13 protein-coding genes are annotated in these 11,987 nt (G+C 49.3%); 2 read left to right on the top strand and 11 right to left on the bottom strand.

Going from position 1 to position 11,987, the window contains the following annotated elements; translation table 11 throughout:
• Positions 1–6 precede the first annotated feature (6 nt).
• The gene (gene pepE / locus MKQ68_RS19255) at positions 7–711 is read left to right on the top strand and encodes a dipeptidase PepE (protein ID WP_264280521.1); all 705 of its coding nucleotides are present in this window, start codon (positions 7–9) and stop codon (positions 709–711) included.
• A gap of 159 nt (positions 712–870) precedes the next feature.
• On the top strand, positions 871–1,443 hold the full coding sequence (locus MKQ68_RS19250; protein ID WP_264280520.1) for a hypothetical protein: 573 nt from the start codon (positions 871–873) through the stop codon (positions 1,441–1,443).
• On the opposite strand, the gene MKQ68_RS19245 is transcribed toward MKQ68_RS19250, so the two are convergent.
• The 11 genes from MKQ68_RS19245 to MKQ68_RS19195 all read right to left on the bottom strand — a co-directional run bounded on the left by MKQ68_RS19245 (position 1,433) and on the right by MKQ68_RS19195 (position 11,983).
• A complete protein-coding gene (locus MKQ68_RS19245; protein ID WP_264280519.1) occupies positions 1,433–2,524 on the bottom strand; it encodes a mechanosensitive ion channel family protein in 1,092 nt (363 codons plus the stop codon). The genes MKQ68_RS19250 and MKQ68_RS19245 overlap by 11 nt on opposite strands.
• A 76-nt stretch (positions 2,525–2,600) precedes the next feature.
• Positions 2,601–3,062 carry an AAA family ATPase gene (locus MKQ68_RS19240; RefSeq protein WP_264280518.1) on the bottom strand — a complete coding sequence of 154 codons (462 nt, stop codon included), beginning with the start codon at positions 3,060–3,062 and terminating at the stop codon, positions 2,601–2,603.
• Complete coding sequence (locus MKQ68_RS19235) at positions 3,032–3,709, bottom strand: HD domain-containing protein (RefSeq protein WP_264280517.1); 678 nt, start codon at positions 3,707–3,709, stop codon at positions 3,032–3,034. The genes MKQ68_RS19240 and MKQ68_RS19235 overlap by 31 nt, the downstream gene beginning before the upstream one ends.
• A complete protein-coding gene (locus MKQ68_RS19230; RefSeq protein ID WP_264280516.1) occupies positions 3,687–4,403 on the bottom strand; it encodes an RNA ligase family protein in 717 nt (238 codons plus the stop codon). The genes MKQ68_RS19235 and MKQ68_RS19230 overlap by 23 nt, the downstream gene beginning before the upstream one ends.
• A gap of 183 nt (positions 4,404–4,586) precedes the next feature.
• On the bottom strand, positions 4,587–4,979 hold the full coding sequence (locus MKQ68_RS19225) for an acyl-CoA thioesterase (protein WP_264280515.1): 393 nt from the start codon (positions 4,977–4,979) through the stop codon (positions 4,587–4,589).
• Positions 4,980–5,091: 112 nt separating this feature from the next.
• Positions 5,092–5,934 carry a hypothetical protein gene (locus tag MKQ68_RS19220; protein WP_264280514.1) on the bottom strand — a complete coding sequence of 281 codons (843 nt, stop codon included), beginning with the start codon at positions 5,932–5,934 and terminating at the stop codon, positions 5,092–5,094.
• Positions 5,935–5,962: 28 nt separating this feature from the next.
• Positions 5,963–6,826 (bottom strand): hypothetical protein, encoded by an 864-nt coding sequence (locus tag MKQ68_RS19215; RefSeq protein WP_264280513.1) that lies wholly within the window; start codon positions 6,824–6,826, stop codon positions 5,963–5,965.
• Between the two features lie 215 nt (positions 6,827–7,041).
• Positions 7,042–7,881 (bottom strand): hypothetical protein, encoded by an 840-nt coding sequence (locus MKQ68_RS19210; RefSeq protein WP_244844270.1) that lies wholly within the window; start codon positions 7,879–7,881, stop codon positions 7,042–7,044.
• Between the two features lie 214 nt (positions 7,882–8,095).
• Positions 8,096–9,394, bottom strand: coding sequence for an ABC transporter permease (locus tag MKQ68_RS19205; protein ID WP_264280512.1), 1,299 nt, complete (start codon positions 9,392–9,394; stop codon positions 8,096–8,098).
• A 12-nt stretch (positions 9,395–9,406) separates the two neighbouring features.
• Entirely contained in the window at positions 9,407–10,330 is a 924-nt protein-coding gene (locus MKQ68_RS19200; RefSeq protein WP_264280511.1) for an ABC transporter ATP-binding protein, read from the bottom strand.
• Positions 10,331–10,411: 81 nt separating this feature from the next.
• The gene (locus tag MKQ68_RS19195) at positions 10,412–11,983 is read right to left on the bottom strand and encodes an NAD(P)/FAD-dependent oxidoreductase (RefSeq protein WP_264280510.1); all 1,572 of its coding nucleotides are present in this window, start codon (positions 11,981–11,983) and stop codon (positions 10,412–10,414) included.
• Positions 11,984–11,987: the final 4 nt, after the last annotated feature.

Raw genomic sequence — 11,987 nt, 5'->3', positions numbered from 1 at the left:
ACGGATATGAATAAAAATATCGTGCTGGCAAGCACTTCCACTTTGTTCGGAGAAGCTTATCTGCAATACCTTACGCCTGTTATCAAAGAATTATTCGAAGGCATCGACGAAATTATCTTTGTGCCCTTTGCCCGCCCCGGCGGTATTTCGCACGATGATTATACTGCGAAGGCGGCAGGCGCTTTTGCGGAGTTGGGCATTAAAGTGACAGGTCTGCATACGTTCAGCGACCCCGCCGCGGCCATACACCAGGCAAAAGGCTTTTTTACAGGAGGTGGTAATACATTTCTGCTCGTAAAACAATTGCATGAACAGGGGCTGATGCAGGTGCTGAAAAACGCCGTGGAAAACGGTAAACCCTATATGGGCGCCAGCGCGGGCAGTAACATCGGCGGCATCAATATGCAAACTACCAACGATATGCCAATCGTTTATCCCCCTAGTTTTGATACCATGGGCCTTGTGCCGTTTAACCTCAATCCCCACTACATCGATCCCATTCCAGGCGTAGCCCATATGGGCGAAACCCGCGAAACCCGCATCAAAGAATTTCATACGCAGCAAACTATACCCGTGGTCGGGCTCCGCGAAGGCAGCTGGATAAGGGTGAAGGGCCGTCACATCACCATGGAGGGCTCACAACCGGCGAAAATATTTACGGCGGGTAATGCTGCTTACGAACTGGAGCCGGGCAGCCCATTAAACTTGTAGCGCTATTAGCGTGTAGGCAAGACCTTTACTACGAACGTGTTAGGGATATTTGCATTGTTGTGGATTTTATAACAAATTCCGCTTCGATGTTGGACTATTTTTTGCGAACTTCACTGTAATTAGTAATGCAGCCATAAAATAGATTTTAACCAGATCCCTATGTTATTTAGCTTAAAAGGACAGCAGTCCGGTGATGTGTGCATCCCGGCATTTACGCTCACCGATGGCGAGATTGCCGTTATACGGGTGCCAGGTGGAGCGAAGCAGCAGGAAGCGCGCGAGGCATGCCTGAAGGCCATACTGCCCGCCACTGATAGTGCCGTTACTACGGATGCACCCTTTCTGTATGTAGACGCGCCGCAGCAATCGCTCGTAGGCCGCCTGTTTAACCCGGTAACCGTAAAGGATTACATTCGTAAACACGCCAGCGTGGCGAACAGTATTGCCCAAACGGTATACGAAACAGGCGATATTTACTCGAATGATAAGTTGAGTGCCCTGACGCCTACGGGACGGAAGTTGGTGGCCTTGTACACTTCTCTTTCCTGGTCAAACCGCATCATTGTCGATTTGGAAGGACTGGATAGTCAGGGTGCGCGACAGGTGTACAACGTGGTAAAGCAATATGCCGCGATTGGAGGAGCGGCTATCCTGCTCGATTACAGCGACGAATTACAAAAGGACGCCACTGCTTTCATTCGTATCGAAATAAAAGCGATGCTTACGGCCTGATTTCTTCCTTAAACTGTTTCTCTTCGATGATCGCCCGTGTTTTAGGAAGTGCTTCCGGATAATTTTCCTGGATGAAACGGATCATGTTTTCGCGGATGTAACAGCGAAGGTCGAACGCACGGCCGGAGGTAGTGGCACTCATCAGAAACCTTACTTCAATCACTCTTTCTTTTGCATCGGTGATTTGTACGACGTTCACATTGCCGTCCCACAATTCATTGGCTTTTAACAGGCGGCTGTATTCTTCGCGCAGCGCATTCATCGGCGCGGTGTAATCGAGGTAAATAAACACTGTGCCCAGCAGCTCCGCACTATTGCGTGTCCAGTTTTGGAACGGCTTTTCAATAAAGTAATTGATGGGCAGGATGAGCCTTCTTTTATCCCAGATGTTGAGTACCACATATGTGAGTGTGATCTCTTCCACGCGTCCCCATTCGCCTTCCACGATCAACACATCGTCGATGCGCATCGGTTGTGTGAAGGCAATTTGTAAACCCGCCAGGAAGTTGGCAAGGGAGCGTTGCGCTGCAAAACCGATGATGATACCGCCGATACCAACACCCGTCAACAAGCCGGTACCAATTTTGCGGAGATGCGGAAAGCTGAGCAGGATAGCACATCCAGCTAATATAATAATGATCGATACCACAAATTTGCGCACAAATTGTAACTGGGTACGGATCTTTCTTTCTTTCAGGTTATCAGCTTTAGACAGATCGAATACGCTGTTGATGTAATCTTCTATCACCTTAATGACGCCAATCAGTAGGAGGGCAAATGCTACAATGATCAATATGCCCACAATGCGGTCCAGCCCTGTGGCTGCCCGATCCGATAAACGCATCAGGGGCAACATCAGGTTAAATATGAAGACAGGTAGAAAAAAGTTAAGTGGTCGCCCGATGCGCGATAAAACCGAGTAAAAAAGAGAATATTTCGTGCTGCGTTTGGCATAATACCTGGAAAAAAAGGTGATGATCACTTTAAATATAAATCCCGCCAGCAGGGCAATCGCGGTCAACAGCAGGTTCCAGAAGATGGGTGGTAGCTTGTCAAAGTAGTTTTCCAGGTCGTTCCACATAGGCACTTGTTTTAATTTTACAAAGCGCTAGTAGCCACAAAAAACAGTCCAGCTTTGTGCCGGACTGTTTTCTTGTTTAATCGTTAATATGATATTCCACTTCGTGCGCCTCCCATAAGGCCGGTACTTCCAGCTTCCGTACCAGCTTTTCGATGGCGGGTGCGGGTACCACGGCTTCCCGGTTTTTGTTTTGAGCAAGCAGTTTACGATAGGGTACTTCGAGGTATACAATTTTCACGGCCGCCTTGTAGGTGAGGAACAGGCTAATCAACTGCGCGCGCATCTGCCGGGTAGTATTAGTCGCATTCCATACAAATGGCTGCTTTTTGCGCAGGTATACGCGGGCCTGTTCTTTAGCCGCCTGTATCGCCTGGCCATTTCCACTCTTGTCGGTCGCCTGCACGTTCAGCTGCTCCCGGATATCGTCGAGCGATATCACCGGCAAATCGGGATAGTGCTTTTTGATAAACGTATCCTTACCCGCGCCCGGCAAGCCGCTCATGAGTATTACCTGCACGGCGGGTTGTTCGAAGGGCACATAATCCACGTCCGTATTGGCATGGTGCAGGTAATGGAAACGGGCGTTGTTGTTTGCAAACGCCCGGGTGTGGCCCCAGCAATGATGTTCTTTGCAAACTCTTCGAAGCAGTCCACCCGGTAAAGCAGGTCGGTTTTATCGTGGCAGATGCGGCCTATCACATCCGCCCGTGCCAGCATGGCCAGCCATTGCGTGTTTACTTCCAGGCTGGCGCTCACCAGTTCTTTCAGCGGATCGCGGCGTTCGAGCAGCCATAAGGGCAGGCTGTGATGTCGCACTAATCCGTAAATCATTTCGCGGATGGCGAAAGGCGTTGGAATATCATGGTACAACAGCTGCCTGGCCGTCGTAGCGCCTTTACGGGCGTGACCTTTGGCGGAAATGTGTCCATCTTCTTCCGTTACCGTTGTGCTGCGTTTTTCTACATCGTGTAGTAAAGCGGCGGCCCAAAGCACTTCCTGTTCCTGGGCAGCAAGTTGTTGCCAGGCGTCCTGTTGTTGTAACGCTTCCAACACCATGCGGGTGTGAATGGCGACGTTGCCTTCCGCATGATGCACCGCGTCCTGCGGCACGTATTGCATATCATTGACCCAGCTGAATTGCGCTTCCAGCTGAGACCATTCTTTATCGTTGGTGAGTGTCCACATGGGTACCTCCTTCATTTAATAACCTGGCGCGTTTCCAGTGGCGCGTCCAGTGTTCATCGGTTTGTACGTGGCCTTTGCGCACGTATTTAAATACATTTTCAGCGAATGCCGTTACCGGGTAACTGGCAGTGTTACGTGTTACCAATCCTTCCATCGTGGCCGGTTTGCCGGTAGCTGCATCATTTGGTGCAAAGGTGCCGGGGCCGCTTACGACAGACAGTACCTCCTGCTCAAATACCGTGCGATTCGAGGGCGTTGGCAGCACTTTAATTTCTGGCACGGTAGGCAGGTTGAGCATCGCCGCATAAAATTTCGTTTCTTCCCAGCTCAGCCATTGGTCCTGCTCGCGGATGGCAAACACGTAAAAGTGATGCTCCAGCTGCGTGTATTCGAGCGAGTGCACGGCATACAGGTTTTCGAGAAAAACCTCGAGGTTGCCAAGGTCATGTTTGATGAGCTGCCAGTAACGGCGCAGGCTTTCCGTCCACGGCGAAGTGGTGGGTGCTGCATGCGAGCGGGCGAACACGCCGAGTTTGGACAGGCAGTTGTTTTCGCCGTCGAGTTTTTCGGTATGTACCAGCTGTGGTATGTTGCTGATCAGTGGCCAATAGTCGTGACTTATCCGGTCGTCGCTGGTGGTGCCAGGCGAAAACGGGTAGTGGTACGTGCGGCCATATTTTTGAGAGATAGCCATGTAATAACGTTTAAGTAAAAACAATACAATCACAGCCGCCCCGGGGAGTGGGGCGGAATTGCCAAAAGGTTAATATGTGAATGCGATTACACGGCTCAAGGCTTTATCAGCTTATCAGTAATGAGCGCAAATATACGACTTCTTCCCATATAGGAAGAAGCAGGGCTAACGGGACGGGAGCGACTAATCTTCTCGTAACCGCTCGTCAGTATAAGTAATTTCGGTACGGCCGTGTGCTTTGGGAGCGCCGTTTTCATCCACACTCACAAAAACGATCTTATCAATTGTGAGAATAGTTTTTTGCGTGATCTTGTTACGCACTTCGCAGGTGAGGGTGAGCGAGGTGCGACCAAAATGGGTGGCTTTGATACCCAGTTCTACAATGTCGCCCTGTTTTGCAGAGTTGATGAAGTTGATTTCGGACATGTACTTGGTGACTACGCCATTCGTGCCCAGCTGTATAATAGTATAGATGGCTGCTTCTTCGTCAATCCAGGCCAGCAACGTGCCTCCGAATAAGGTGCCGTGTGCGTTGAGGTCCTGTGGTTTTACCCATTTGCGTGTGTAAAAGTTCATGTTCGTCTGTTTTGCCGGCGGAAAATTACGGCAATTGATGCACATATCATAACATAGCAAGGGGCAGGAAACCATTCGTTCCTACCCCTCTCTGATTACAGGTGTCAGCTGTTTATTCGTAGATGTACTTTTTGATGCGAGAGCGCTGCCCTTCCGGCGTAATCTCAAATACTTCAGAAACTCTTCCCTGCGCATCCTTTGTGTATTCCCATGACGGACCGGCGGTGGTTTCGTTTGAATACCAGGTGGTGGAGCTTTTCGGCATAAAACGGCTAAGCATATAGCCCTGCTGCATAATGAAAATCTGACTGTCATCTGCAAGTATGCGCAGATCCGTTAGTCTTAAATCACCCAGCACATCAAACTCAGGATTGATGATGTTGGTGTAGGTGAAAAAGTAACGTAACAACACGGCATGGTAACCTGTTCCATAGCTGATTTCCTTGTAATTACGTTTGTTGTCGAGGAAGTAGAAATGTGAACGGTCCATGTACCACGATCTGTGTAAGGCGATGTCAGGATTTTCTTCCCAGCCCGCATTGGGCTTATAAAAGAACGTGGCGGTGTCGGTCGTTTGTCCATCTTTATGTTGGATGAGTTGTTTAAGTCTTCCATAACCATCGTAATGATATTGGAACGGTTGCGGCGGAAACTCGCTGACGGCAGGCGGAATTACAAGGCTGACGCGACCCTGTGCGTTGTACCGGATCTTCAGGTTGATCATCGTATCATAAGGTGCGGGCTGACTTGTTCCCGTTAATGTGATTCTTGTCACCTTGCCCTGCTGGTTGTAATCGAACTTCCAGAAATTGGGGCTAACGGTGTCGGAGCCGAGCTGGATGGCTTTAAGCCGATAGCCTAACGACGGTCCTTCGCCCGGCGTTGGCCATTTTTCGCAGGCAGATAACAGTAATACGCCTGATACAGCGATCGCTAATTTGATTCGGGAAAACATAATAGATTGTATTTGAGGGTTTGAAAAATTACAAGTATTCGTACGCCCTTTCCAGTATACGCTGGCCGTTTCCGTTAATGTAGTACACGTAGCGTACACGTTGCTGCATGTCTGCTTCTATTTCATAATTAAAACGATGCTCGTATTCGCCGTACAAAATGTACGTTGCTTTATCAAACACAGTAGCGCCGGATAACTCTGCGGAATGCGGCGGCTGCGCATATGATTGCGCTACGAGGTCCTGCAGGCGCAGCGTTTTGTAATACTGGTATTCGGGGTTGCGATAATGCGTGTTGGTAAACAGCAGGCGTAAATCGCGGAATGTGTAATGTGTGGCAAGGCTGTATTCAATCAGTTCATCTGTTTGGGTGTACGTATAGAAGTGGTTGTAAAATCCTTCTTTATTATACACGCGGTAGGTCGGCTGATTTTCCCATCCCGGGTAGGGCGCAGGTTTAGCATCGTGCAGCATGGTGTCGCGGGAGAACATCCCGCCGCCATCCTGCGGTGAAACAAGTGTTTGTGTGATGTTGCCATGCACATCGTACTCATATTTCCACGACTGCGGCATGTACACGGAATCGGTAAATACCATATCTACTTTACCACTAGGGTCATATTTGATATGGAAAACTTCTGAATGCGGTAACGCCACATTTCGTGCATAGAGCGCTGATACTTGTTTGCGGTCATTATACTCATAACGAACATACCGGTACAGTTCTCCGTTGGTAGTGTCGTAATAACTCACTTTGAACAGCCGCGTTGGAATGTAAGTGGCGCCCATCGCAGTCTTGTCCACCGTTTCGGGTTCGATTGTTTTTTTGCAGGAAACGGCGGTGAATACTGCCAGGCAGCAGGCCGCCAACAACATGGTTCTTTGTCGCATCATTGAATTGATTGTGGGGTTTGATAAACTGTTTTTACATTGAATGCGCGCAAGTTAAATCAAAGGAACAGCAGGTATTTAGGGGTTACTACTTATGCGGAAAACGAATTGTAATAGAGAATAGTTGAACTGCTCGTAGCTATTAATGAAGCGACTTTTTTTGAGAAAATATTTTAGGGGGGTAGGGGCGATGCCCTAACCTTAGTAACAGACAACTGTTAGTTACGATAGAAATAGGCGCTTGCCCGGCGGCGCTGCCCGTTCGTGAGATAATATACTTCGCTCACCCGTCCCTGTTCGTCCAGCACCACATCATATTGAAATTCGATTTGTTTTTCCCCGGTGCCGCCGTACCGCAGCGCACTGTAAATCGTTGCGCCGGATGCCGTTACTGGTAGCGGCGCGTAATTCGCCCAGTTGATGAATTGTAAGTCGCTCAATCTTGTCGCCAGGCAGACGGGATACTCCGGATTAGGTATGGTTGTATTGGTGAATACGTAGGTATTAGTGAACACCGGAAACGTGCCTGCATATATGCTGTCGGTTTGCCCATTCTGGCTGGCGAAATAGTAGTGGTTACGCCGCGGGTTGCCCGAGCCTGTTTGCAGCCATGGAAATGATTCCCAGCCCGGGATTTTGGGTTCATAGACGATATGTAGTGTGTCGGCGGCGGTGCGGGGTTGAGGTACGCGGTGTATGGCGGACAGGCGGCCGGTCCACTCATACTTATATTTAAATTGCCGTCGCGGCGCACCTGTTTGTGAAGGCGGCACTTCCTGCGCCGAATCGATGCGCCCCAACGTGTCATAATAAAAATGATAGTTGTCGCGATAACCGTTTGTGCCAAACCAGTGCGTCATGGTTTTGAGCAGTCCATCCGGGTAGTACGCATACAGTCGCGCGCTGAGCATAACGCCGTTCACCCGCGTGGTGTCGAAGGTGTAAACGGATTCCAGCTGGCTGGCGACCAGGGACTTTGTTGACGCATTGTTTTTTTCTTTTTGGCACGACGTGAAGGCGAGCAGTAAAATGCAGCCTGTCCTCATAAAATGTTTCATGGGGTTTGGATGTTTTTGGGTTTAAAAAGAACGGGTGCTTCGGTTAATAGCGGCTGCAATGTAATACAAAGCCTATCGCTTGTTTTAGGGGTAACTACGTAGGCTTGTTTTAACTGCCGGTGCATCTGTTTAAACTGATCAACGCATCCCGCGAAGCGAATAAAAAAATCCCCTGCCGTTGATGACAGGGGATTTTCATATAGCGTCGTTATGTTTATTTTTTAACGATCCATTTAATCGCTTCTTTGAGTGTTATTTTTTTACCGTACATCAGGATGCCCGTCCGGTAAATTTTCCCTGCCATCCAGGTGGTGAGAATAAAGCCGCCGATCAGCATAACCATTGACAGCGCCAGTTGCCAGACCGGCACCGTGCCTGGTACGCCATACGGTATACGGGCCATCATCACGATCGGCGATGTAAATGGAATAATGCTCGCCCACACGGCGAGTTTACTGGTCGGGTCCGATACAGCGCCCATCATGATCACGATCGCGATAATTAAAGGTACGGTAATAGGGAAGGTGAGGCCCTGAATGTCGTTTGGATCTTCGTTTACCAGGCTGCCTACCGCGGCGAACAGCGATGCGTAAAACAGGTATCCGCCCAGGAAGTAAAAGATGAAGCAAATGATAATCATCAGCCAGTCTGCATTGGCGCCTACATAAGCCAGGCTGCGCGCAATTTCTTCGGCCGCCTCGTTATTCATGCTACCCTGCATGGACTGTGCACTTTGGATTTCAGCGGGCGAAACCATCAGCAGAATAGCGGTATACAAACCAAATATCAGGATAATCCAGATGATGAACTGGGTAAGTCCTACAGCCGCGATACCGAATATCTTACCCATCATTAACTGAAATGGTTTTACGCTGGATACGACAACTTCTGCAATGCGGTTTACTTTCTCTTCCGTTACGCCACGCAGTACCGACATGCCGAATACGAGCAGGATAATATATATAATGAAACCGCAGCCATATCCCACCGCAAATGCGAGTTTAGAACTGCCTTCGCGCTCATCTTTACCTGTTTTATTGACAATGTCTACGTCGGAACGAATGTCTTTCAGTTTTTCTTTGTCGATGCCAGCCACTTCCATGCGACGCTCTTCGATCAGTTCGTTCAGCCTTCTTTCAAGTTGGCTCTTCACGCCCACGTTCATCTGGCCTTCGCTATAATATACAATGCCCGACGGACGATTCAGATCGAGTTTCGGAATATGCAGCAGTCCATTATATCCCAATGACTGGTAAGACTTCTTCAGCGTATCTGCATTGGCCTCCAGGAATTTGAAGTGTACGTTGTCGGAGTCGGCCAGCCGCTGGTCGAACAGTTTGCTATCGTCTACCACCGCTACTTTTTGCGTAGAGTTGCCGGATTTCGCGATCAGCACGGGTATTACAATCGTCGCCGCGAAGAAGATCGGAACGAGCAGGGTCGTGATCAAAAATGCTTTTTTCCTTACGCGTGTAAGGTATTCTCTTTTTATGATGAGCCAGATTTTGTTCATAGCAGTCAGGTTTTATTGTTGGACAGTTTCGCCGGTAACACTTACTTGTTGAATAAATACTTCATTGATCGTAGGAAGCAGCTCTTCGAAGTAAGTAATCGGAATGTCGTGCCGGATGAAGTGGGAGAGGATGTCGTTCGTTTTACTGTCTTCATTGATCTTTACCGTGTAAGCATGGTCGTGCTGCTTCACGATCGTAAAGTGATAAGTCGCCATTTGCGCCGGGTTGGGCATTTGTCCCACTCCCACCTTATATTCATGCTTCTTAAAGTCTTGTTTGATCTGCTTTACCGGTCCGTCGAGAACCTTCTTTCCTTTATTTACCAATACGATATGGTCGCAAATTTCCTCTACCTGCTCCATGCGGTGTGTGGAAAAGATGATCGTTGTTCCTTTGCGGCTCAGTTCAAAGATCTCGTCCTGTATCAGTTTTGAGTTGATGGGATCTAAGCCGGAGAAAGGTTCGTCCAGGATCAGCAATTTGGGTTCGTGCAGGATGGTGGAGATGAACTGTACCTTCTGGCTCATGCCCTTACTTAGTTCTTCTATCTTTTTATTATACCAGGAAGTGATCTCAAACTTCGTAAACCAATAATCGATCTTTTCCTTTACTTCCTTTTCGGACAGGCCTTTGAGGCGGCCGAGGTATTTCACCTGTTCGCCTACCTTCATCTTTTTGTACAGGCCGCGTTCCTCCGGCATATAACCGATGTGGCGGATGTCATTGCCCGGATCAAACTTTCTGCCGTCGAAAAGGATTTGTCCTTCATCCGGGTAAAAAATGCCGGTAATCATGCGTAGTAGCGTGGTTTTACCGGCGCCGTTGGGGCCTAGTAATCCAAATATGCTGCCCTGCGGAATGGAAAAGCTGATGTCGTCGACCGCTTTGTGCGTAGCGTAGTGCTTTTTCAGGTGCTGGATGTCGAGTAGGTTCATAGCAATAATTAATCACCTTAAATTAAGGGATTATTGCGGGCGTTACAAGCATTTGTTACACCAACCCGTTTTTTGTCAGTATTAATGGGCTTTGCCGACGGTAGCAGCGATCACTTCTGCAATGCGCTCACCGTCCATCGCGGCGGATACGATTCCCCCTGCATATCCTGCGCCCTCACCGCAGGGGTACAGTCCTTTTACCTGCGGATGCATGAGCGTATTATTGTCGCGGGGTATGCGTACCGGGGACGAGGTACGCGATTCGGTTGCTACGAGTATGGCTTCCGATGTATAATAGTTCTTCATCTTTTTGCCGAAAGCTTTGAAGGCTGCGCCTAATCGTTTGTGTACGGAGGCCGGAAGCACGGTACGAAGATCGGCGCTGTTTACGCCGGGGATGTAAGAGCATTCCGGTAAAGAACTGGATATACGTTTCTCTACAAAGTCGCTCATGCGTTGTGCGGGCGCTACGAAGTTGCCGCCACCTGCTTTAAAGGCATTACGTTCCACCTGCTGCTGGAAGTACATGGCAGCCAGCGGGCCGTGTTTGGCAAAAGGGGCAAAGTCTGATTCATCTACTGTAACCACCATACCCGAGTTGGCAAATGGATTGTCACGTTTCGAAGGCGACCAGCCATTGACCACCAGTTCTCCCGGATCGGTTGCGGCAGGAGCGATGATGCCTCCCGGGCACATACAAAATGAAAATACCCCACGGCCTTCTACCTGTTCCACCAGGCTATAGCTGGCCGGTGGCAAAAAGTCGCCACGATGTGTACAGTGGTACTGCGCCATATCGATCAGCCATTGCGGATGTTCTACACGCACCCCCAGTGCAAAAGGTTTGGCTTCTATTAATACATTACGTTGGTGAAGCATCGTAAAGATATCACGGGCCGAGTGGCCGGTAGCCAGTACCACATGCGATGCATGAAAGCTGGCGCCGGCAGTCGTGGTAACGCCTGTAATGTTGTTATCGCTGATTAAAAGGTCGTTTACCTTCTGTTCAAAGTGCACTTCGCCGCCACAGGCTTCGATCTGTTCGCGCATGGCCGTAATGATATGCGGCAGTTTGTTGGTGCCGATGTGCGGGTGTGCATCGTAGATGATCTTTTCTGTGGCACCGAAGTGACAAAAGATATGAAGAATACGGTTGATGTCGCCGCGTTTGTTGGAGCGCGTATACAACTTTCCGTCGGAATACGTGCCTGCACCGCCTTCGCCGAAGCAATAGTTGGAGTCCGGGTTTACGATGCCTGTTTTGTTCAGCGCTGCCAGGTCGCGGCGGCGGCTGCGCACATCCTTTCCTCTTTCGAGTACGATGGGTTTTACGCCGAGTTCTATGAGACGCAGGGCGGCAAACAGTCCGGCAGGACCGGCTCCTATTATAACAGCCTGCGGCGCGTTGGCCGGCAGTGCGTCGTATTGAAAGCGCAGGTGTGGCCGGTCCTGGAAGGGTTCGTTCACGAACACCTGCATGGTTAATACATAATATACCTGTTGACGCGAGCGTGCGTCTATAGAACGTTTCAGTAAATTAAAACCGGTAATGTCTTTGGGCTTTACGCCGAGAGAGGTGGCTGCAAGTTTTGTAAGTGCAGTATCGGAAAATGCTTCCGCAGGAAGTACCTTAAGAGAGACTTGTTGTATCATATTG

The organism is Chitinophaga horti (assembly GCF_022867795.2).
GTDB classification, from domain to species: Bacteria; Bacteroidota; Bacteroidia; order Chitinophagales; family Chitinophagaceae; genus Chitinophaga; species Chitinophaga horti.
This window is presented reverse-complemented; position numbering and strand designations above follow the sequence as displayed.

Bases quoted from the DNA above. Each gene is read 5' to 3' on its own strand.
- MKQ68_RS19210 (WP_244844270.1), bottom strand. From the start codon at position 7,881: ATGAAACATTTTATGAGGACAGGCTGCATTTTACTGCTCGCCTTCACG.
- MKQ68_RS19250 (WP_264280520.1), top strand. From the start codon at position 871: ATGTTATTTAGCTTAAAAGGACAGCAGTCCGGTGATGTGTGCATCCCG.
- MKQ68_RS19220 (WP_264280514.1), bottom strand. From the start codon at position 5,934: ATGTTTTCCCGAATCAAATTAGCGATCGCTGTATCAGGCGTATTACTG.
- MKQ68_RS19230 (WP_264280516.1), bottom strand. From the start codon at position 4,403: ATGGCTATCTCTCAAAAATATGGCCGCACGTACCACTACCCGTTTTCG.
- MKQ68_RS19225 (WP_264280515.1), bottom strand. From the start codon at position 4,979: ATGAACTTTTACACACGCAAATGGGTAAAACCACAGGACCTCAACGCA.
- MKQ68_RS19235 (WP_264280517.1), bottom strand. From the start codon at position 3,709: ATGTGGACACTCACCAACGATAAAGAATGGTCTCAGCTGGAAGCGCAA.
- MKQ68_RS19195 (WP_264280510.1), bottom strand. From the start codon at position 11,983: ATGATACAACAAGTCTCTCTTAAGGTACTTCCTGCGGAAGCATTTTCC.
- MKQ68_RS19200 (WP_264280511.1), bottom strand. From the start codon at position 10,330: ATGAACCTACTCGACATCCAGCACCTGAAAAAGCACTACGCTACGCAC.
- MKQ68_RS19205 (WP_264280512.1), bottom strand. From the start codon at position 9,394: ATGAACAAAATCTGGCTCATCATAAAAAGAGAATACCTTACACGCGTA.
- MKQ68_RS19245 (WP_264280519.1), bottom strand. From the start codon at position 2,524: ATGTGGAACGACCTGGAAAACTACTTTGACAAGCTACCACCCATCTTC.
- MKQ68_RS19215 (WP_264280513.1), bottom strand. From the start codon at position 6,826: ATGATGCGACAAAGAACCATGTTGTTGGCGGCCTGCTGCCTGGCAGTA.
- pepE (WP_264280521.1), top strand. From the start codon at position 7: ATGAATAAAAATATCGTGCTGGCAAGCACTTCCACTTTGTTCGGAGAA.